This is a genomic window from Embleya scabrispora DSM 41855 (assembly GCF_000372745.1).
Lineage (GTDB): Bacteria > Actinomycetota > Actinomycetes > Streptomycetales > Streptomycetaceae > Embleya > Embleya scabrispora.
Window position 1 is genome coordinate 23178 of the sequence record NZ_KB889713.1, and the last position, 21730, is coordinate 44907.

15 protein-coding genes and 4 pseudogenes are annotated in these 21730 nt (G+C 69.5%); 10 read left to right on the plus strand and 9 right to left on the minus strand.

Annotated elements, in window-relative coordinates:
* The first annotated feature begins 127 nt into the window (after positions 1 to 127).
* Positions 128 to 925 (plus strand): hypothetical protein, encoded by a 798-nt coding sequence (locus tag A3IC_RS0143150; RefSeq protein ID WP_020556287.1) that lies wholly within the window; start codon positions 128 to 130, stop codon positions 923 to 925.
* A 1185-nt stretch (positions 926 to 2110) separates the two neighbouring features.
* Complete coding sequence (locus A3IC_RS0143155; protein WP_245599821.1) at positions 2111 to 3691, plus strand: alpha/beta fold hydrolase; 1581 nt, start codon at positions 2111 to 2113, stop codon at positions 3689 to 3691.
* A gap of 250 nt (positions 3692 to 3941) precedes the next feature.
* Here the strand turns inward: A3IC_RS0143155 and A3IC_RS0143160 are convergent, their stop codons facing one another.
* A complete protein-coding gene (locus A3IC_RS0143160; protein WP_245599824.1) occupies positions 3942 to 4463 on the minus strand; it encodes a M28 family peptidase in 522 nt (173 codons plus the stop codon).
* Positions 4464 to 4872: 409 nt separating this feature from the next.
* Here A3IC_RS0143160 and A3IC_RS59865 point away from each other — a divergent pair, with 409 nt between their 5' ends.
* From A3IC_RS59865 to A3IC_RS71915, 3 genes and pseudogenes are all read left to right on the plus strand, one after another.
* Complete coding sequence (locus tag A3IC_RS59865) at positions 4873 to 5379, plus strand: hypothetical protein (RefSeq protein ID WP_425387392.1); 507 nt, start codon at positions 4873 to 4875, stop codon at positions 5377 to 5379.
* Entirely contained in the window at positions 5360 to 6337 is a 978-nt protein-coding gene (locus A3IC_RS59870) for an FAD-dependent oxidoreductase (RefSeq protein ID WP_020556291.1), read from the plus strand. Before A3IC_RS59865 ends, A3IC_RS59870 begins: the two co-directional genes overlap by 20 nt.
* Before the next feature lie 462 nt (positions 6338 to 6799).
* Positions 6800 to 7537: pseudogene (locus tag A3IC_RS71915) on the plus strand (ABC transporter substrate-binding protein); the annotation flags it as partial.
* Here the strand turns inward: A3IC_RS71915 and A3IC_RS66115 are convergent.
* From A3IC_RS66115 to A3IC_RS0143195, 4 genes are all read right to left on the minus strand, one after another.
* Positions 7513 to 8367 carry an MDR/zinc-dependent alcohol dehydrogenase-like family protein gene (locus A3IC_RS66115; protein ID WP_245599822.1) on the minus strand — a complete coding sequence of 285 codons (855 nt, stop codon included), beginning with the start codon at positions 8365 to 8367 and terminating at the stop codon, positions 7513 to 7515. The pseudogene A3IC_RS71915 and the gene A3IC_RS66115 sit on opposite strands and share 25 nt — an antisense overlap.
* A 51-nt stretch (positions 8368 to 8418) precedes the next feature.
* Positions 8419 to 9162: a flavodoxin family protein gene (locus A3IC_RS73855; protein ID WP_425387393.1), complete on the minus strand. Its 744-nt coding sequence runs from the start codon at positions 9160 to 9162 to the stop codon at positions 8419 to 8421.
* Between the two features lie 6 nt (positions 9163 to 9168).
* The gene (locus A3IC_RS59885) at positions 9169 to 9993 is read right to left on the minus strand and encodes an alpha/beta fold hydrolase (RefSeq protein WP_020556295.1); all 825 of its coding nucleotides are present in this window, start codon (positions 9991 to 9993) and stop codon (positions 9169 to 9171) included.
* Between the two features lie 70 nt (positions 9994 to 10063).
* Entirely contained in the window at positions 10064 to 11491 is a 1428-nt protein-coding gene (locus A3IC_RS0143195) for a serine hydrolase domain-containing protein (RefSeq protein WP_106669189.1), read from the minus strand.
* Positions 11492 to 12709: 1218 nt separating this feature from the next.
* On the opposite strand from A3IC_RS0143195, the pseudogene A3IC_RS68010 reads away from it, so the two are divergent.
* Positions 12710 to 12847: pseudogene (locus A3IC_RS68010) on the plus strand (lantibiotic dehydratase); the annotation flags it as partial.
* Positions 12848 to 13048: 201 nt separating this feature from the next.
* On the opposite strand, the gene A3IC_RS0143200 reads toward A3IC_RS68010, so the two are convergent.
* A complete protein-coding gene (locus A3IC_RS0143200; RefSeq protein ID WP_020556297.1) occupies positions 13049 to 14278 on the minus strand; it encodes an arginine deiminase in 1230 nt (409 codons plus the stop codon).
* Between the two features lie 279 nt (positions 14279 to 14557).
* On the opposite strand from A3IC_RS0143200, the gene A3IC_RS71920 reads away from it, so the two are divergent.
* The 4 genes and pseudogenes from A3IC_RS71920 (at position 14558) to adhE (ending at position 19526) form a co-directional block, all read left to right on the plus strand.
* Positions 14558 to 14920 carry a hypothetical protein gene (locus A3IC_RS71920; RefSeq protein ID WP_020556298.1) on the plus strand — a complete coding sequence of 121 codons (363 nt, stop codon included), beginning with the start codon at positions 14558 to 14560 and terminating at the stop codon, positions 14918 to 14920.
* Between the two features lie 410 nt (positions 14921 to 15330).
* Positions 15331 to 15432 (plus strand): hypothetical protein, encoded by a 102-nt coding sequence (locus tag A3IC_RS71925; protein WP_245599823.1) that lies wholly within the window; start codon positions 15331 to 15333, stop codon positions 15430 to 15432.
* Between the two features lie 140 nt (positions 15433 to 15572).
* Positions 15573 to 16776: pseudogene (locus A3IC_RS59895) on the plus strand (phosphoketolase family protein); the annotation flags it as partial.
* A 104-nt stretch (positions 16777 to 16880) separates the two neighbouring features.
* Positions 16881 to 19526 (plus strand): bifunctional acetaldehyde-CoA/alcohol dehydrogenase, encoded by a 2646-nt coding sequence (gene adhE / locus A3IC_RS0143215; protein ID WP_020556299.1) that lies wholly within the window; start codon positions 16881 to 16883, stop codon positions 19524 to 19526.
* A 728-nt stretch (positions 19527 to 20254) separates the two neighbouring features.
* On the opposite strand, the pseudogene A3IC_RS71930 reads toward adhE, so the two are convergent.
* The 3 genes and pseudogenes from A3IC_RS71930 to A3IC_RS59905 form a co-directional block, all read right to left on the minus strand.
* Positions 20255 to 20404 (minus strand): annotated as a pseudogene (locus A3IC_RS71930) (DNA-binding response regulator); the annotation flags it as partial.
* 148 nt (positions 20405 to 20552) lie between these two features.
* A complete protein-coding gene (locus A3IC_RS63430) occupies positions 20553 to 20978 on the minus strand; it encodes an STAS domain-containing protein (RefSeq protein ID WP_020556301.1) in 426 nt (141 codons plus the stop codon).
* 170 nt (positions 20979 to 21148) lie between these two features.
* Positions 21149 to 21730, minus strand: a 582-nt coding sequence (locus A3IC_RS59905; RefSeq protein WP_020556302.1) for an amino acid permease, incomplete at its 5' end; no start/stop codon positions are given.

Below are 21730 nucleotides of genomic sequence, written 5' to 3' on the forward strand. Positions count from 1 at the left end.
CCTTCGCGAGCTATTCGACGGAAGTCCGCGCGGCGCCAGGAGCGAACGCCCGCGCGCCCCGGCGCGCAGGTCGTGACCCTGGATCGTAAGTAACTTACGATCTCCGAATGCAGGGTACGATTACCGCATGGTGGACACCCCTGAAGACGACGCGACGGAGCCGACGCGCACGCGCTCGACCAACCCCCCGGCCGCTCAACGCCGGCATCGACCCCGCGAGGAGACCCGCGCCCTGCTGCTGGCCGCAGCGGCGAACCTCGCCATCGAGCGAACCCGTCCCACGGCATCGAGTCCGCACAACCCGCTGGCGGACATTCGCATGGCGGACGTTCTCGTCGAGGTGAATCGACGCAACCCCGACGGGAGGAAACTGACGACCGGGGCCTTCTACCAGATCTGGTCGGACCAGGCCGCTTTCCAACTGGAACTGATGCGCCATGTGATGGACAAGATCGCCACCCCGGGAGCACGGCAGATCGAAGCTCTCGCCTTCGGACTGGTCGCCGACGGAGAGGCGGCCGAGGAGATCTTCCGTCAGATCAGCGAGGCCGACTTCCGGTGGACGAGCGCGTCCCCGGAGCTGTACCTGGCTCTCGGCCTGGGAGCTCTGGCGCCAGTCGACATGGTGCGTGATGCCCAAGCCGGAGCCAATGAGCGCTACGTCGACGAGACCGATCACCTGTTGAGCGTCCTACTGCGCTACGCCCGCCGCCGGCTCCGACCCGACCGCACCATGGAGGACCTCATCTGGGCCGTCGAGGCGTTGTCCGTGGGCTACCTCCTGCGCTCACGCACCCATCCCGCCATTCCCGAACGCACGGATCGCAACGGCTGGAGCGCCCAGGCGAGCGCCTACCTCGGTGTCGTCCATGCGTTCACCGAACCGCTCCCCAACGACGCGGAAGCATCCGAGGAGACTTCGTGAACTCGGTCGCACACAGCGGAGCAGGTGCAGCAGCCGACCCGAGGAAGTGAATCGAGCACACATCGGGGCGGGGCACGGCCTTCCCCGACGAGAGGGCACGCCTCGCAGGGGGGCGAAACGATGGGCCGTCGACCGGCAACGCCTTTTCGCGCGCGTACGCATCGACCTCGAGGCCGAACGAAGCCCGGCCGAGTTCACGCCCGACCACACCATCGTCGGCGAACCCACCGAACGGTGGCCAAAGCGGCGGAAGACGAGCCGGGCCGGATCCACTCCGGTCGGCGGAAGGCGTTGACCGGGTTCGGAGTTCGACGGGCCGCAGAACGAAGGCGTTCGAGGGGCCTGCCGCGGACGACCGTGTCGAACTCCTCGCGCCGGTCTGCGGGAAAAGACCTGCGGATACCGCCCAACGTCGCGGGCGGGGTCCCGACTTCCCCCGCACGACGTGCGTCCGATCCGGGCACCGGTTGGGCAAGCCGTGACTGCGTTCGACTTTCGCCGGCCCGCAGTACGCGTCCCGCGCCCGACCCCTCCGCGCGATGATCGAAGCCGCCCGACCATGGATTTCATCATCCACGATCGGGCGGCTTCGGTGTGTCGCGGGCGCGATGGGCGATGTTCCCCGCCGAGGGCGGCAGTTCGCGCAGCATCCGGGTGAGGGGCCGCGGTCGGAGCGGGCGAGATCGCCTTCCGCGTCCCGCAGAGCGGGCATCAGCATCATCCCGGCGTTACGTCGGACGTAGGGCATCTCCTTCGTCTCGTCCGTGCCGCCGAGTCCGCTCCCGAACGCAGGACTCGACGCGTTCGAAAGGAAGCCGAACCGATCGCGGTCCTCGGGACGGATCGTCACGACGAGCCGTCGCCTCGCCGATCGAGCACCCGTGGCCGGTGCGGCTCGGGGAGTTCCGCCGCGCATGGTGGCACGGATCGGCACGACGCGAACGGCGCCGGCACGTTGTCCACGGCTCCCGGAACCCGGCACGGTTCGATCGCATTCGCCGCCGACACCCCACCGGTCGTGCTGGTTACCCAAACGAAACCTCGGCGTCGCTAGATTCCGAGCCGTCCGAAACCGTCCAACTCATCTGAATGGAGCGTGACTTCGTGAGTGTCGGAGATTGGTTGGTGAGAACGCGCCGCAGCGTCGTGCCGGCGGTCTGTGTGTCCGTCGCCTTGGGATTAACGGTGGTTCCCGCCGCGGCGGAGGATTCGGGGCTTGCCTCCTTCCTGGGGCAGCGGGTGTCCTGGGCGCCGTGCGTTCCCGGCCCGCCTCCGGACGACGTGCCGCAGGAGGAATGGAACAGGCGGTGGGCCAAGATGGACTGCGCCACACTCACCGTCCCGATGAACTACCGCCGTCCCGGAGACGGCCGGCTCGACATCGCGGTGAGCCGTCGCAAGGCCAACAATCCGGACAAGCGGAAGGGTGTCCTGCTGCTGAATCCGGGTGGGCCCGGCGGCGAGGGGCTGAGGTTGCCGACCGAACTGGCCGGCGAGGCGATCGCCGACCGTTTCGACCTGATCGGCTTCGATCCGCGTGGGGTGGGCCGGTCCACCCCGCTGCACTGCGACGCCGTGGAACAGGATCCACCGCACCCGACCCGCCCGACGGACGCGCAGTTCGCCGCGCTGGCGGCCGCCGCGCGCGAACGCGAACAGGCCTGTCGACGAGCGGGCGGCTTCATGCGGCCGTTCGTGAGCACCGCGAACACCGCGCGGGACATGGACGTGATCCGGGCCGCGCTGGGCGAGAAGAAGATCAACTACCTCGGCTTCTCCTACGGAACCTACCTCGGCGCCGTCTACGGCACGCTGTTCCCCGGAAGGCTCGACCGCAGCGTGCTCGACTCGTCGATGCACCCGGACTGGCTCTACTACGAGCAGTTCAAGCAACAGGCGGTCGCATCCCGACAGAACGTCGAAGCCTGGGCCGCCTGGGTCGCCGAACGCAACAACACCTACCACCTGGGCGACTCGCTCGCGCAGGTGATGGCCACCCTCGACGCGATCGGCGAGCAACTGGCCCTCAAGCCGGTGCCATCGCCCGGGCATCCCGAAGACCCGAAGATAGACCGCAACTACTTCGACGCCATGCTGGGCTACGAGACCGTTGCCCGCTCCGTCTGGGCGTTGGAGGCCGAACTGGTCGTCGAGATCAGGAAGGCGATCGGTGGAACATTGTCCGTCGACGCGGGCAATGCCCTGGCGGCGCTCGCCAAACGGTCCAACCCGGCCACGGTCAACGGCACCTACCAGGCGGTGACCTGCGAGGCCGACTGGCCCACCGACCTGGACGAGTACTACGAGCAGATGCACATATTCCGCGACCGGTACCCCTACGGGAGGGGCGCGTCGGCGACCGAGCCGACCGAGTGCACCTTCCGCTCGTTCACACCCCCGGAGCGGATCACCGACCTGAAACGCAAGGGATACCCGACCGGAGTCGTGGTGCAGGCCGAGTTCGACCCGGCCACCCAATACGAGGGCGGGCCCGCGATGGCGAACAGGCTGAACAACAACCTGATTTCCGTCACCGACGAGGGCACACACAGCCTGTACGGCCGCAACGACTGCGTCACCGGGAAGATCAACGACTATCTCATCAACGGCGTACTGCCCGGCTCACGCGCGAGCTGTTCCGGCCCTCCGCGGCCAGACGTACCCACCGACGCGGCCACCGCCCGGTCCACACCCCCGCCGAACCGATCGCTGGAGGAACGCGCCCTCGAACTGATCAAGGCCAACAAGCTGAACCGCCGATTCTGAACCCCTGTCCGCCGACGAACAGACGCCACTGACCAAGGGCAATCGGCAACGGAGGCTCCGCCCTCGGCCCGGCCACCACCCATGGGCCGAGGGCGAACTCTCTCCGGGACGTGCGTGGTGGGCACCCCGTGCGGCGAAAATCGACGGGCGGGACGCGCCCACGGCCACGGCGCCGGAAGCGGCTGAACCGACCGAGCACTGCACCTGTTCCATCCCGAACAGGTGCAGGTTCGGTTCGATGTACAGACCCTCAGCGGCTGACGCCTCGGAGTGCGGCGTGGCTGGCGGTGGTGCAGATGGCGAGGGCCTTGGTGCTGATGTTGGTGATGCTGTCGCCGGAGGCGTGGTAATTGGGGTCGAAGGGTTGGCCGACGGTGCCGCCGAACAGTGCGGCATCACGGGCGTTCTTGAGGGCGGCGGGTGCGCTGCGGACGGTGTCGATCCCGGCGACGGGGATCCCGGCGTCGAGGAAGGGGACTTGGTCGGACATCCCGTCGACGGGTCCTTCGAGCCAGGGTTGGCCGATGGCGGTGAGGTGGTCGGTGAAATGGCGTTGCGGCCCGTTGCCGTAGACGCCGATGACGTAGTTGGGCGCGGCGACCATGTCCATGTTGAAGTAGCCGCGGATCAGCTGGAGTGCTTCGGTCTTGACGAACTGGCGGGAGCCGCGCATGCCGTCCTCCTCACCGCCCCACCAGCAGAACTGCACGGAATTGCCAGCGGGCTTGGCGGCGAAGGATTGGGCGAGGTGGAGGAGCAACGCGGAGCACATGATCACGGACTTACAGTCCGTCACCACCGGATATGAGGCAGACCCGTTAGTTTTTACAGTCCCGACCGCAAGCCACGAGGCCGGTCCGACTCGCGCTGATGTGCTGGGGCTTGTCCTGGCCGCGTCCGGGCATGTTATGGCCACATGACGGGGACTTCGGCGCGTCCGGCTCGTGTTTCGGGACGTCGACGCGGGAGCCGTCCTTGACTGTGTCCAGTCCTCTGGCGATTTTGCGGATCTGGCTCAGGGCTTTGCCGAGACACGCCCAGGAGTGACAGGGCGGTGTCCCCGCAGTCCATGGAGAAGTCGAAATCCTTCGGGCTGCGGCCGGCCGAGGTTGGGCCGTGAGTCGTCGGATGTCCCGGCAACGGGCCTCTTGCATCGGGGTGGCGGCCGGGGAGGTGCTCGGGTGAGTCTTCTTGACGATGTGGCCGAGCGCGACGGCCGGCGGTGCTGGGTGTGCAACGAGCCGGTCGACCCCGACGAGTCGCTGAACGACCCGCGGGGGCCCAGTGTCGACACCCGGACTGCCGACCGGAAGGCCAAGGTCGCCGAGCGGCTCGCGCACCGCGGGTGCAACACCCGCAAGGGCGCGGTCAAGGTGGTCATCGCCTGGCCGGACCGCCTGTACGTGGTCGAACCCGCGCCGTTGATCACCGTTGCCGGGAGGCTGGAGCGCAAGGGCGGCCGCGAGATGGTGGGCCGTTGTCCGACCAGGAAAGACGCCCAGAAGGCGGCGGATTGGTTGGTGGACCGGTTCTCCCGACTGGTACGGGGGCTGCCGGTGACCGCCGACATCGAGGCGGGCGGCGGTCGGTTCCTCGTCGTCCCGGCACGCGTACCACTCGCCCGTCTACACGGCGATAACCCCGGCGGCCTACGCCGCGTGGGACGAGGTGGAGGCGGCGAGCGGTGAGCGGCTGGTCATCCGGACCGGAGGGCTCGACCTCGCTCGCGAAGGGACCGGGGGACACGAGATCCTGAGCGCCTACCACCGCTCGCTCGACGCGGCGGCGATCGCGTACGACGTCCTCGACGTCGCGCAACTACGGGCGGGCTGGCCGCAGTGGAACGTTCCGAACGACACCGTGGCCTTGCACCAGGCCGATGCCGGCCTGGTCGACATCCGCCGGGCGACCGCGGCGCACACCCGGTTGGCCCGGCAGCACGGGGTGGACGTCCTGTCCGACTGCACGGTCCTCGGCATCGATTCGACCGCCGGCGGCGTCCGCGTCAAGACCGGACGGGGCGAGTTCTCGGCGGGGTCGCTCGTGGTCTGCGCGGGTTCGTGGCTCGGCGGCCTGCTGGACAAACTCGGCGATCCCTTCCGGATCGAGCTCACCCAGGAGCAGGTGCAGTACTTCCACTGCACGGACCCGGACGCCTTTACCCCCGACCGCTTCCCGGTGTGGATCTGGCACGGCGACAGCGACTTCTACGGTCTTCCGGTGTACGGCGAACGCGCGGTCAAGGTCGCACGTGACATGACCGGCCGGTTCGTGACCTCCCAGACGCGCAGTTTCGACGCCGATCCGGCCGAGACGGAACTCGTTCGCTCGTTCCTGCGTTTGCGGCTCCCCGCCTGGGCGGGCCCGACCGCACTCGCCAAGACCTGCGTCTACGATCTGCCGCGCGACCGGGAACTTGTGATCGGCGACCTGCCCGGCCATCCTCGGGTGTTCGTGGCCGTCGGCGCGGGGCACGCGGGCAAGTTCGCCGCGCTCATCGGCCGCGTTCTCGCGGACCTGGTGCTCGACGGCAGGACGCCGTTCCCGATCGACGCGTTCCGCGCGGACCGGCCCTCACTGCGCGCCGACGCACCGGCTCTTTATCGCCTCGGAACCGGATCCGACCATTCCGTTGGTCCCCTTTGAGCGGAGGGGAACCGGAATGGACGAGAAATCGCCCATGGCACCGATCCGATTCCTCCGGCCCGCCGGACCACGCTCCGCCCGGAGCCCGAGGACGCACTCGACCGGTGAACGCGCCCTGACCTCTACCCAGTGACATCTCGTACGGAGGCAGCAATGCATGCGCATCCTCAGCACGCCCGGGCCTCCGGGCCCTCGCGGCGGTCCGTACTCCGCGGGGCCGGGGCGGCCGGGCTCCTGCTCGGCGTCGGTGGGCTCACCGCGTGTGATCGTCGGGAATCGACGGCCGCCGCGCAGGCAGGGCCACCACGGCGCGGTGGGCGGCTGCGCATCGGAATGGTCGGCGCGGGCAAGTCGGAGTCGTTCAATCCCTCCGGGGCGGCGAGCGCGTTGATCAACGTGGCCCAGGTCACGGCGGTGTTCGACTCGCTCGTGGCGATCGGGCCCGACCTGAGCCTGCGACCCATGCTGGCGCTCTCCTGGTCTTCCGACGACACGGCGACCACCTGGACGTTCCGGCTGCGGCCCGGCGTTCGGTGGCACGACGGGAAGCCGTTCACGGCCGACGACGTCCTCTACTCGCTGAACTGGATGTCGGATCCGACCAACCTGCTGTCGGTCGCGGTCGCCAATGTCGACCTGCCGCAGTCGGCCGCTCCCGACCCCGAGACGGTCGTCGTGCGGCTGCTCCGGCCGGACCTGCTGTTCCCACAGGCGATCGCCGGGACGTGGATCGTGCAAAACCGTGCCACGGACTTCTCCCGTCCGGTGGGCACCGGGCCGTTCGTCTTCGACTCGCTCATGCCGGGTCAGGTCAGTGTCTGCCGCCGCAACCCGCACTACTGGGACACCGGCAAGCCGTACGTCGACAGCCTCGTCATCCAGTCCATCAGCGACGACAACGCACGGGTCAACGCCCTGCTGGGCAGCCAGATCGACGTGGTGGCGCAGATACCGTACGCCCAGGCCAAGGCGTACGACGGAGCCGGGCTCCGGCTCCTGGACAGTCCGTCCATCGCGGCCCAGGGGTTCTACATGGCCGTCGACCACAAGCCGTTCGACGACGCGCGGGTCCGTCAGGCGATGCGGCTGCTCGTGGACCGGCAACAGCTGGTCGACGTGGCGCTCTACGGCTACGGCACGGTGGGCAACGACCTCTTCGGCCGAGGGCTGACGTACTACGCCGACGACATCCCGCAGCGCAAGCGCAACGTCGCCCAGGCGAAGGCGCTGCTGGCCCAGGCCAGCCACGAGCACGGTCTCACCATCGACCTGGAGACCGCTCCGGCCGCGCCCGGTGAGTAGGTGCGGGCGACCGGTACGACCAGGATGCCTTCGCCGGCGAGCCGGGCGAACTCGTCCATCCGGTCATAGCGGATCTCGGTGGTGATCCGGACGCCCAACTCGGCCGCGGCGGCGAAGTCCGAGACGGTGAGGACACGGTCGGGATCCCCGGTCAGCTCGATCAGGGTCGGTAGCGAGCCGCCGGCCGGGCTGGGCCGGTCGGCGCGGTCGATCCGCCCCCCGGTCGGCGTCGTGTCCAGGGCGCGGTCGACGCGGCCTTCGGCCCGTGCGCCGACGCGTTCGGCCATGCCCTCGCCGTAGGCGGTCACCCGGGCGCCGATCTCTTCCAGGGCGGCGGCCCGAGTCGGCCCGGCGGTGGCGATCACCCGAATACCCCGGTGCAGCGCGAGGCGCACCGCCGCCTCACCCACGGTGGTACCCGCGCCGTGGACGAGCAGCAGCTCACCCGGCCGGACGCCGAGGTCGTCGAGCGCGCGCCACGCCGTCTCGGCCGCCATCGGCAGCGCGGCGGCCTGCTCGGCGGTGACGCCTTCGGGAATGCGTGCCCAGGCCAGCATCAGCGCGTACTCGGCGGCGCCGGCCGTCGGGCCGTGGAAGGTGGCCGGGCCGAACACGCGGTCGCCGATCCGGACGCCGGTCACACCCTCACACAGGGCGCGCGCCTCGTCGAGAAGCGCCGAGGAATTTTCGGCGGCGAGTACACCGATCCTGGGCCTGCGTGCACGCACCGGTCACCAGGACCGCGCTTCCCGCGACGACAACGGCCACGATGCGTCCGGTCACGGCACCGGCACCGATACGGCCGATGCGTCGCGCGCGTTCGTGATGTGACTCCCTCGCTGGATGAACTCGGAGTGTCCGCCGGGGAGACCATGCCGGGAACGAGCACAGGAAGCTCCTTCGGCCACGCCAATTGCGAGGCAACCGGTGGCTGCGCGCCGGGTTCGGCACGGCGGGTCAGGCTTGTAGCCCGCATCCCCACTCGCGCGCCCGAGCAAGTTCCCCGTCGGCCAGAGGGCCCGGTGTGCCCGTGACGGTGAAGTCCGTGCCACGTTCGGCCCGGATCTTGTGGCGCTTGAACGCCTTGACGATCGCCTTGCTCGCTGAACCGGCGAACAGACCACCGGTCGTGGTGGAAAAGGCGACGACCCTGCCGAGTCGACCCGGTCGATCCACTCGCGGACGCCGGAGGACGGGGCGCTACCGCCCTTCTGCGCCGCCTGACCGCGCGAAGCGCTGCTGGGCAAGCCCATGTTGTGCGTCGGCGCACCGACAAGGACCAGATCGGCGGACAGGGATGACGGCACGGAGTCGGCTGATACCGCCTCCACGGCGGCACCATCCGAGCGCAACCCTTCGATGATGGCCTCGGCCACCTGTGAGGTGTTACCGAAGCAGGACTCGGTCACGACGAGTACACGCATTTTTTCCTCCGACAGTGGTGAGGATCGAGGACCGGAGCCCTGCCGGGTCACGGTTCGCCATCGGACTTCGCCGGCCCGCCGGCCCACCAGGCCCGGCATCAGGGGTCAGATCGCTGCCGCGTCCGTGGCGATGAAGTCCCGGACCGCTCGCATGACTTCGGTGCTCCGTTCGTCGTGCGGATTGTGTCCGGCACGCCCGATGATCTCAAGGCGGGCGTCGGGAATGCCCGCCGCCAACTCGCGTTGACACTCCGGCGGAAACACGAAGTCGTCACGCCCCGCCAGAACCAGTGTCGGCACCGTGATCTCGCCGATGCGGTCCATGACCGTCCAGTCCTTGAGCAGGTGGCGACCGGCGAAGATCAACGCCTCCGGCCGAACCTTCGCGCGCCACCCGCCGCGCAGCATGGTGCCGACCGCCCCCAGGACGGGGTGATGGTTGTACGCGCCCCCAATCCGCATGAAGATCCGGAAGTACTCCTCCGGTGCGAAGTCGCCGCTGAACCAGCGCCGAACCAGCTCCACCTTCTCGGTGTCGTAGCCGCGCTCGGCAAGCAGGCGCGGTGCGTTCTGCCGCGCCCAGCGGCTGTCGCCACCCGTGTCGAGCAGCACGAGGTGTGACAGCCGGTCGGGGTAGCGCAGTGCGTACTCGAGCGCCACGTGCCCCCCGAAGGAATGGCCGAGCACGGCCCACCGCTCGAAGCCGAGCGCTTCTCGCAGGGCGTCGGCGTCCGCCGTCAGGTTCTCCCAGGTCATGGACGAGACGGGAGCGCCGTACGAACGTCCGTTGCAGCGGTGGTCGTAGAAGACCAGGGTGAACTCCTCCGCGAGCCGCCGGAACGACGCCGGCGTCCAGTGATCCGCCGACGGCCCGCCGTGCATGAGCAGCAGTGGATCGCCGTGTCCGACGACGTCGACGCACAGGGACACATCCCGAACCGGCATTATCCCCGGCTTGGCCCTTCGCGCCCAAGATGGTGTCATCCGGCATCGTCCTCCCTCAGTGATGGCGCCGAGCCCGGAACGACAGCGGCGCGAAGTCGAGGTGGAACGCCGTCACGCCGCCACCGGACTCCCGAGTGAAGACGACGCGGCTGGTTCCCCCGATTCCCAGCCGGGAGAGGTCGAGGCGGAAGACGTAGGGATCCTTGTCGTCGTCCGGGTACAGGGGAAAGCCCCAGGCCAGCGCAGGTATCGGGGTCAACGGTCGCAGGACGAGCCGGCCTCGGCGGACGAGGACCTCCGCCCCTGCGATGAACCACTTCTGCACATCACGCAGCGAGCCGGGGAACGAGTACCACCCGCACAGATCGCCCCACACTTCCGGGTGGTGCGGGACATCGGTCCGGACCACGTCGTCCGGCGCACCGAGGATCTGCCTGAGCAGCTGCGACACCTCGGCCTCGAGCCAGGCCGTGGCGCTCCTCGCCCCGTTGGTGAATGCCACGACACCGACACCGTCGTGCGGAGCCACCGAGAGCTGGGAGTTGAAGCCGGGCAGCACCCCTTGGTGCGCGACGACGAGATGCCCGTCGATGTCGTGGCGGAAGAACGACAGCCCGACACCGGGCACGCGTGAATCGGGCTGGTAGTGAGGCGCGAACATGTCCGCCAGAGTGCCGGGTTCGAGCACCGAGCCGAGCTTGCCGGCGCCACCGTCGAGGAGCGCGGCGACATAGCGTGCCATGTCCCGGGTGGTGGAGTAGGCCGAACCGGCTCCGACCGTCACCAGATCACGGTCGCCGACCGGACGGAGCGCGCGGGTACGCAATGTGTACCCGGTCGCGAGACGCGGCTCGACGCGATCGGACCGGAGAAGGTCGGTGTCTGCCATGCCCAGCGGCTCGAAGAGGTGCTCGCGGAGGTAGCGGTCGAGAGGCTGCCCGCTGACGTCCTCGACGATCTGGCCCAGCGTGGCAAACCCGTGATTGCTGTACGTGTGCCGGGTACCCGGCTCTGCCACCAGACGCAGGCCGCCCCGGTAGAAGTCCGCCGGCGTCGGCAGGGGCTGCCCGTACGTCACGGTCTCGCCCAGGACCGGCGTGAAGACACGCAGGGGGTACACCATCTCCGGCAGACCGGCCGTGTGGGTCAGCAACTGCCGCACCGTCGCAGGCCGGTGCGTGGCCTTGGCCGGGATCAGTTCATAGGCGCGCAGGTAGGTGCCGGCGGGCGCGTCGAGGTCCACGAGCCCCTGCTCGCACAGTTGCGTCACGGCGATCGCGGTGAACGTCTTGGTAAGGGAGCCGATCCGGAAGACCGTGTCTTCGGTGACGGGGGTCTTCGACACGACATCGGCGAACCCGTGCCCGTGGAACCATTCCAGGGACCCGTGACGCACCACCCCGACCGCCAGACCGACGGCGGGATGGCGGTTGAGGAGCTTGCGGATCATGTCTTGAAGCACCGGCCCGTGGACTTCGGTCACGACGGCTCCTTTCGCTGCGCCCGACCGGACGGGCATCGTCTCCGCCGGGCCGGGTCCTTCCGTAACCAACGCTGCTCGGATCCCGGCGGGGGCGAAAGAGCCGAGCGACCTCCCTCGGGGGGCGAACGGCCCTGGCCGGCCCGGGTCACCGGACGGCTCGGATGAGAGGCCCGACCGCCATCCGGCCGAGCGCAACGCCCGGCCGTCCAAGGAATGTGCATTCGCGTCGTGTCGCCCAACCGACCGGGAAGCCGCGCGGAACCTGGCGGACACTCTTGCGCGGAAGCACACCGAAACCGGATGCCTCGTCCGCGCGCCTGGATCGACGACGGGAGAGGCGCCGCCATGGCGTACCGCTACTGGTGCGGTGAGCGCGGTTTCAAGACGCCCTGACGCCTTGGGTCCCAGAGGAACAGCAGCAGATCGAGCACTACCCCAGGCACCCTGGAGACCCCCGACGGCCAGGTGGAGGCCAACGGGAAGAACCCGAACCGCACCGGGCGCGCTCAAGTACAGGGCCCGCCGCGAGAACGCGGACACCGTCGCCGGGGAGCCGCGACGTTCCACTTCCTGCCGGCCCCGCGCCCCTGCGCCAGGACGCCGTACTGCGACGCCACGACATCGTCACGGCGGCCTGACGCCAAGACTCCCGGACCCCGTCTCGGGACCCCGGGCCGTGCACCATCGACCACCTGCCCCAAGGAGGCACGCATGACCGTTCAGACGAAGCACCTGGTTGCGCCCGCGCCGCCGGCCGACGAGCAACACGACCTCACCGGCTTCGACTTGGACATCACCCATCGTCCTGGCCGGCCCCGCCGCGGACCAGTTCATCGGCGTGTCGGAGCCCATGTGCAACCCGGGCCCCGACGTCGGGCCAGCTCATCCGCCGACGAACCACGGCTGCAACTCCACGTGCGCGACGGCGTGCCTGGACTGCTCGTAAGCAGTACGACCGCGTTCATCGCAGTGCCCTGCCGCGCCCGGCCCATGGGCGCGGCAGGGCACCGCGCGGCCACAGGAGCGCCATATGTATCGCCACGTTGATGCGGCACTGGTCCGGGCGGCTGCCTGGCACCCCGATTGCCGAACGCTCTGGCCGGATCTCGTCAGCGCGTCCGCGAATACGACGTCGTGGCGGGCGTGGCTGCAACAGACCGGCAAATCGACGATTTCGCGGTGCCCGTCACGGCAGCCAGTCCGGTCCTGTCGAGCCGAGTGGAGCAGATCTGCGCTGGCCGGTCGCTACCGACCCCCGCCGTACGGCGCACGATGCTCGCCGTTCTGCGCCATCTGCTGCGCGCCCGTACGCGCGCCACCCCGTTCGGTCTGTTCGCCGGGGTCGCAGCCACGCGAACAGGCACCACGGCAGCGCTGCGCGTGGGCATCGAGCACCGCCCAAGTGGAACCGCCGACGGGGGACCGCAGCACGTGCGCGTTCGCGTAACCGCGCCGATCCGCGAAGCTCTGGACCGCGCGCAGACCCCGATCCTGTGGAGCGACCTCGCCGCGACCGCCGTGCCGCCTTGTTTCGGTCTCGGTGGTCCCGCCAAATTTTCAGAGGGCGGCTTCGCGTTCGATGGGGCAGCTCATGCAGCGTGGTCCGCCGCGGCCTCGGCCGAGTTCGCTGCCGCGGATGGTGACGACCTCGATGCCGTTCTTGCGCAAAAATGTGTTGCTGGTGACGTTGCGCTCGTAGGCGAAGACCACGCCGGGCTCGACCGCGAGCACGTTACACCCGTCGTCCCATTGCTCTCGCTCGGCGGAGCGGACGTCCTGGGTCGCGGTGAGCACGTTGATGCGGTCCAAGCCGAGCGCCCCGGCGATCGCGGTGTGCATGTCGTCGGCCGGGTGGTCGGTGACCTTGAGTTCCTCGTCGGAGTCGCCCGGTTCGATGGTGTACGAGGGGAGCATGCCCATGCCGGCGTACTTGGTGAACGTGTCGCCGCTGAGCATGGTCATGACGGTGTCAAGGTGCATGAACGCACGAGCCTTGGGCATCGCCAGGGCGACGACTCTGCGCGCCGAGCCCTTGGCGAACAACGAGCGGGCCAGGGACTCCACACCCATCGGCGTGGTGCGCTCGCTCATCCCCACCAGGACCGCGCCGTTGCCGATGACCAGGACGTCGCCGCCCTCCATCGTCGCGGGGTACTCGGACTGGCCGGGGGTCCACACGTTGAAGTCGTCCTTGGCAAATATCGGGTGGTGGTTGTAGATCGCCTCGAAGTGCACCGTCTCGCGGCGGCGGGCGGACATCCGCATCGCGTTGATGGCGACGCCGTCGTACACCCACGCCGACGTGTCGCGGGTGAACAGGTGGTTGGGCAGCGGGGTGACGACGAAGTCGTCCGGGCCCATCGTGTGCAACGCGACGCTCTGCGGCTCCCGGATGTACTCCAGCATCTCCCGTTTGGTGATCCCGCCGATCAGGTGCCGTACCAGCGTCTCCGAGTCGAAGCCCTCGAACAGGGCGCGTAGTTCGTCGACCGCGAGCAGCCCGTACGCACGCTCGTCGAACACTCGCTCCATGATCAGCTCCCGGGCGGCCGGTTCGCCGTCGACGGTCTCCCTGAGCAGGTCCGCGAACAAGTGGACGATCACTCCGCGGTCGCGCAGCGCGTCGGCGAAAGCGTCGTGTTCCTCGCGTGCCCGCTTGACCCACAGGACGTCGTCGAAGAGGAGTTCGTCCTTGTTGGTCGGAGTCAGCCGCTTCAGCTCCAGGTCCGGTCGGTGCAGGATGACCTGCCTGAGCCGCCCGGTCTCCGACTGCACGTTGAACGCCATCGAACCTCCTTGATCGCGCGGGAGTTTCCTACGGATTTCCGCAGTACCCGTGCCGTGCGGACCGTCCCGCAGGCATCTGCTCTGATCTTCGCGCCGGAGCCGAATCGCCGAGCAGAGGCACCCGGCCCGCCTCGGTGACCATCCGGCCCTGCGGATGTGGGCCGTTCGGCCTGTGCGACGAGGCTCGCCGGCAGCCCCGGCAGGGTCTCGGGGAACAACGGCGGCGAGCACGCACGATCCACGACCCACCCCCGTCGGCTCATGACATGCCAGGCGAGGATGAGCGACAGGATCTCCGTCGAACACACCGACGCCGGCCGGCTTGCCGTGGTCCGGGAGGCCGACGAGGCGGTGCGCCGCGGGCTGCCCATGCGCCTGATCCACGCGCTCGACTGGCCGGTCGGCGCGGATCGCGACCCCGAAGCCAATCCGCACCGACAGACCCGGAGCGGACGCTTCCGCGACGCGGGACTGCGCGCCGTGGCCGAGGCGGCCGTCCTGGCCTCGGGCCGGCACGCCGAACCGGCGGCCGACACCGCCCTGTTCGACGGGGAGCCGACCGCTGTCATGCGCGCGCGGGCGTCCCACGCGGCGATGATCGTCCTGGCTCACGCACGTTGTCGTCGGCGACCGAACTGCTGACCGCCGGCGGCATCGCGGTACCGGTCACCGCGCACGCTCCCTGCCCCGTCGTGATCGTCCGCGAACCCGAACACGCCACCTCGATCCCGCCCACGGTCGGGCGTGGACGGCTCGCAGCGCTCGGAGGCCGCCGCGCTTTCGACGAGGCCGCACGGCGCGGCGCGGCGGTCGTCGCCGTGCACGTCCGACAACCGGGCTCGGGCCTGATGAGCGCCTGGCCAGGCCCGAGGAGATCGAGGAGGGCCGGATTCGGCTCGCCGAGACGCTCACCGGCTGGGCCGAGAGATGCCCTGATGTTCCCGTGCGTCGCGAGGTGGCGGTCGGACATCCCGTGCGGACATTGGTGAAAGCCGCGGAGCACGCGTTGTGTCCGGGGGTGGGGACGCGGAGGGGTCGGCGGCTTCCGCAGCATGCTCGTGGGCTCGGTGAGTCGGGGACTGAGCCACCACGCGCGCTGTCCGCTGGTCGTCGTACCCACCGCCGCGGAAACGGATGCCTCGACACACGACTGACGGCCGGCCACGGCGCCCCTGTAGGGGTATCGACCCCGTGCGGCCCCGTCCCGTAGGGCCGTTCGGCCCTTCACCCGACATGTGGTCAAGGACGAGCGTGGGCACGAGCGGAGCCTGGGCGACAGTCGAGAGGCAGACCGATGACGATGGCGATTCCCGAGGCACCGGACCTGACGATGGTCGATGCCTGGTGGCGGGCGGCGAACTGTCTCGCGGTGGGGCAGATCTACCTACGGGAGAACCCGTTGCTCGCCGAGCCGCTGCGGCCCGGCCACATCAAGCCGCGGCTGCTCGGACACTGGGGCACCTCCCCCGGCCTGAACCTGATCTACGCACACCTGAACAGGGTGATCCGCGAACGCGGTACACACGCGCTGCACGTCACCGGCCCCGGACACGGCGGCCCCTCCGCCCTCGCCGCCTCCTGGCTGGACGGCACCTACAGCGAGCGCCACCCCAACGTCTCCCGGGACGCGGCCGGCATGGCCGCGCTGTTCCGGCAGTTCTCCTATCCGGGTGGCGTGCCCAGCCACATTGCGCCCGGCGTACCCGGCTCGATCCATGAGGGCGGCGAACTCGGCTACAGCCTCGCCCACGCCTTCGGCGCCGCCTTCGACAACCCCGGCCTGGTCGTGGCGTGCGTGATCGGCGACGGCGAGGCCGAGACCGGACCGCTCGCCGCGTCCTGGCACGGCAACAAGTTCCTCAGCTCCCGCACCGACGGCGCCGTCCTGCCGATCCTGCACCTCAACGGCTGGAAGATCGCCGACCCCACCCTCCTCGCCCGCATGCCACGCGAAGAACCGGACGCGCTGCTCACCGGATACGGCTGGCGCCCCATCCACGTCGAGGGAGACGAACCCGCCCACGTACACGCCGCGTTCGCCACCGCGCTGGTGGAAGCCCTCGACGGGATCGCCCACCTGAAGGCGACCGTCCGAACCCGCCCCCGTTGGCCGATGATCGTGTGCGCACCCCCCAGGGCTGGACCGGCCCGCACACCGTGGACAACGCACCCGTCGAGGGCAGCCGGCGCTCGCACCAAGTCCCGTTGGCTGGGTCCGCGAGAACCCGGAGCACCTGGCCCTCCTCGATGCGTGGATGCGGTTCTACCGCCCCGACGAACTCTTCGACGCGGACGGGCGGCCCACCCCGATCGTGCTCGCCAACGTGCCCGGCGGCGACACCCGCCTGGGCGCGGTACCCGAAGCCAACGGCGGCACCCTGCTGCGGGAGTTGCCGCTGCCCGATCCGCACGACTTCGTCGTCAAGGTCACCGAGCCCGGCGCCTCCTCCTCCGAACCCACCCGAGCCCTGGGCGAATACACACCCGCGATCCGCGCTGAGCCGAACCGGGCCCGCGAAGGAGCACACGGCCGGCCCGGGATCGCGCCGCCGGGCACTTCGCGGGGCCTTGGAGCCCACCGACCTGAAGGAGAAGCACCACCATGAGCAGCCGAACCGGCACCGTCCTACCCGTCCCGGACCCGGGACCGGTCGACATCGACGCCGCAGTGGACTCCCTCGTCTCCGACGCCACCAAGGCACTGGCCGCCTACGAAGCGTTCACCCAGGAGCAGATCGACCACATCGTCAAGAAGGCATCCGTTGCCGCTCTGGACCAGCACACTCGGCTGGCCCGCGAGGCGGTGGACGAGACCGGCCGGGGCGTCTTCGAGGACAAGGCGGCGAAGAACATGTTCGCCTGCGAGTACACCACCGACAGCATGCGCGACCTCAAGACGGTCGGCATCGTGGCCCGGGACGAGATCGCGGGCATGGTCGAGGTCGCCGAGCCCGTAGGAGTCGTGTGCGCGGTCACTCCGGTGACCAACCCCACGGCCACCGTGATCTTCAAGGCGTTGATCGCCCTCAAGACCCGCAATCCGATCGTCTTCGCCTTCCACCCTTCGGCCCAGCGGTGCAGCGCCTCGGCGGCACGGGTGGTGCGCGACGCGGCCGTGGCCGCCGGGGCGCCCGAGCACTGTGTGCAGTGGATCGAGGACCCCTCGATCGAGGCGACCACCGCGCTGATGCGTCAACCCGGCGTCGCGTTGATCCTGGCGACCGGCGGGGAGGGCATGGTCAAGGCAGCCTATTCGGCGGGCAAGCCGGCCCTGGGCGTGGGTGCCGGCAACGTGCCCGCCTACATCGACCGCGACGCGGATCTACGTCGCGCGGTCAACGACGTCGTGTTGTCCAAGTCGTTCGACAACGGCATGATCTGCGCCTCCGAGCAGGCCGTCGTGCTGCACACCGACATCCACGACGCGGCCCTGTCCGAATTCGGCGCCCTGGGCGCCCACTTGGCGACCGACGAAGAGAAACGCAAGCTGGAGACCTACCTCTTCGGCGCGAGCACGACCCGGGTCAATCCCGCGGCAGTGGGGCAAAGCCCGGCCTGGATCGCCGCCCAAGCGGGATTCACCGTGCCCCCGAACACCACCGTGATCCTGGCCCACGCCGACCGGGTCGGCCCGCCGGAACCCCTGACCCGCGAGAAGTTGTGCCCGGTCCTGGCCCTCCTGCGCGCCGACTCGCGCGAACACGGCTTCGCGCTCGCCGCCGACATGGTCGCCTTCCACGGCATGGGACACAGCGCCGTCATCCACACGAGTGATCCCGCCGTGGCCGAGGACTACGGGCGGCGCATGAAGACGGCCCGCATCATCGTCAACGCGCCCTCGTCCCAGGGAGCCATCGGCGGTATCTACACGGGTCTGTTGCCCTCGCTGACGCTGGGTTGTGGATCCTGGGGCGGCACCTCGACATCCAACAACGTCTCCGCCGTCAACCTGTTGAACGTGAAACGGGTGAGCACCCGCCGCAACAACATGCAGTGGTTCAAGATCCCGCCCAAGATCTACTTCGAACCGCACGCGATCCGCTATCTGGCCGAGATGCCGCATGTGCATCGGGTGACCATCGTCACCGACACGACCATGACACGCCTGGGCTACGTCGACCGGATCCGCCGGGTGCTGCACTCGCGTGAACTCCCGGTGACGATACAGATCATCGACGACGTGCTGCCCGAGCCGAGCATCGACTCGGTACGGCGCGGCGCGGACCTGATGCGGACCTTCCGCCCGGACACCATCGTCGCCCTGGGCGGCGGCTCCCCCATGGACGCCGCCAAGGTCATGTGGCTGCTGTACGAACAGCCGAACGTCGACTTCTCCGACATGCGGCAGAAGTTCCTCGACATCCGCAAGCGCGCCTTCCGCTTCCCCGTCCCGGGCAAGCAGGCTCGACTCGTATGCGTGCCGACCACGTCCGGTACCGGCGCCGAGGTCACCCCGTTCGCCGTGATCACCGACTCGGTGACCGGCAAGAAGTACCCACTGGCCGACTACGCCCTCACCCCGAGCGTGGCCATCGTGGACCCGCTGCTGGCCGCGGAACTCCCGCCCGCCCTGGCCGCCGACAGCGGCATGGACACCCTCACCCACGCGATCGAGGCGTACGTCTCCATCTACGCCAACGACTTCACCGACGGCCTCGCCCTGCACGCCATCCGGCTCGTCTTCGACAACCTCGAACGCGCGGTCAACGACCGGCAGGCCAACCCCGAGGCGCGCGAGAAGATGCACAACGCCGGCACCATCGCGGGCATGGCCTTCGGCAACGCCTTCCTCGGCATCGTCCACGCCATGTCCCACACCCTCGGCGCCACGTTCCACGTGGCCCACGGCCGCACCAACGCCGTCCTACTGCCGCACGTCATCCGCTACAACGGCAGCGCGCCCGGCAAGCTCGCCGGCTGGCCCAAGTACGAGCACTATCGGGCGCCCGAACGCTTCGCGGACATCGCCCGAACTCTCGGCCTTCCCGCCGGGACCCCGGCCGAAGGAGTGCGGTCCTTGGCCACCGCGGTCGAGCAACTCAGGGAACGCGTCGGCATCGAGCCGTCGTTCCAGGCCCTGGGCATCGACGAGAAGGCGTTCCAGGCCGCACTGCCCCGCCAAGCGCTCAACGCCTACGAGGACCAATGCGCCCCGGCGAACCCGCGCATGGCGATGCTCGACGACATGATCGCCATCATGCGCGACGCCTACTACGGCACGGTACCGGTGTCGGCCCCTGCGTCTTGAGTGTTCTCGGCGTCCGGGTTCATGAGCGCCCACCGCTGCTGTGACCTGCCTCGACGGTAGTCGAGGCAGGTACGGGGGTAGGCCCGTTCACCTACTCCCGTGCGTTGCCCAAGATCTCGGTCGGCGAATGGGATGTATGCCTGATTCCGCACACCGGCCGATCGCCCGAGCCTGATCTCCAGGATCGGGCGATCGGCCGTTCGGCCGGTTCGTCACGACGTCTTCGTCACGGCGGCGCGGTTTCGCACCGGCCGACCGTCGCCCCCGAGGGTCGACCGGCTGTCACCCCGTGGTTCGCCATTCGGCCGGCGGTGTTCACCGCCGCACGGGGCCGGGGCGCAGCCGGCGCCCGGTCACGCGGCCGGGACGGATACGGAACCACAGTTCGCCATTGCGGGCGGGCCAGGCGCCGCCGCCGGCTTGGGCGAGCTCGGCGATCTCGACGGGGGGTCGGCGATTTCTCCCGTGCCGGCGAATCCGTATCTGCACTACGCGTTCGATGTGTGGCTGGCTCGGGAGTTCCCGCAGGTCACCTTCGAACGGTACTGCGACGATGCGGTGATCCACTGCGGCAGCGAAGCAGGCCCGTCATGTGCGGGACGCTCTCGCGCAGCGATTGGCGCAGGTCGGTCTTGAATTGCATCCGGACAAGACGCGCATCGTCGAGCCGAGAGTTTCCCGCACGGTTCTGCGAGCGGCGGCGGGTGCGATTCCCGCCGCCGACTCTCCTCGATGTCGGCTTCGGCGCCGAGCAGGTCGGCCAGGCCGCGGCGGACGACCTCGTGGTCGTCGAGGAGGAACACTCTGATGGTGGCGAGCGATGACGTGCTCGGCGTCGGTGTCGCAAGCGTGCGTGTGGCGCCGGTGACGCGAGGCAGGCGGGCTCCGGCGACGGCTTCGGTTGTGATCGCGCTTTCCACGGTGTGCTCCTCGAGGGTGAGGGTCGCGCTCACCCGGTCGGGTCGGCGCGACGATCAGTCTCGGGGCGTCAGGGAGCACGGAACAGGGCCGGTGGTCCCGGGACCCTCAGGGGCGAGTGGCCCCCACCCACATCGACCCGGCGCAGGGTCCGGACATGTCGGCGGGATCGACCGGAGCGGGCCGGGGAGCGGGAGGGGGCGCGAAGCGGCAGGCGATCGTGCGGTCGAAGCGCACCAGTCGGATGACGCGGGCCGGTTGGCCGCGGACGCCGGTCAGCACGAGCGTGATGTGAGCGCGGGCGCATCGGTGCCGCAGCCACAGGAACAGGTTGATGCCGGAGGTGTCGCAGAAGGCGAGCGCGCCCAGGTCGAGCCGAAGTTCGGCGGGGCCGGTCCGGACCAGGGCGGTCTGGGTCGGTTCGATACTCGCCGTGCTGTCCAGGTCCAGTTCCCCGCGTAACTCGACGGTGAGGGACGTGCCGGGCGACGTCGCGCTGCGGCGTCCGGTCGGGGTCGTCGCGATGGTGATCACAAGGGGCCTCGCTTCCTGGGAGCGGGTTCCGCCGGGGCGGCTGCGCGACCAGTCCAACGGGAGCGGCGGCGGGTACCCCGGGTACCCAGAGGGCGAACGGCTCCCGGACGGAGCCGAAGGTCCCGTCCGGGCTTGTAGACGTGTGGGCGCGTTCACGTCCGCCGGGGTGGTCAAGCGGCATGCCCTTTGGGTTTCGGGGGGACCTGCGGGGAGGCGGGCTGCTCCAGAGGCACGATCGGGGCGGGGGTCGCCTGCTCGCCGTATTCGCCGCGGTCGCGCTTGAGGTAGATGTAGACCGGGATGCCGAGGAGCACGGTGAACAGCCCGTAGTAGACGGTCTGGTAGCCGCTGCCCTGGATCGACCAGTAGGAGAACGCCAGGGCGGTACCGGCAACCGCCACGTCGCGGACGAACCGGCCTCGACTGGCCTGGGGCGCGTGGGTGAGCAGCCAGTACAACTGCGCGGCGGCGGAGAACAGGTAGGGGATGGCCGCCGTCAGGACGCTGAGCAGCACGATGGTGGTGAAGACGTGGTCGAAGCTGCTGTAGGCGGCCACCGTGATCAGTGAGGCCAGGACGGTGGCGGCGAGGATGCCGAAGACGGGGGTGTCGCCGCGCTTGCGGGCGAACGCCTTGGGGAACAGGCCCTCGCGGGCGGCGGCGTAGGGCATCTCGGCGCAGATCATCGTCCAGCCGCCCAGCGCGCCGATCCCGGAGACGATCGCGGCGACCGCGACCGCGTTCCCGGCCCA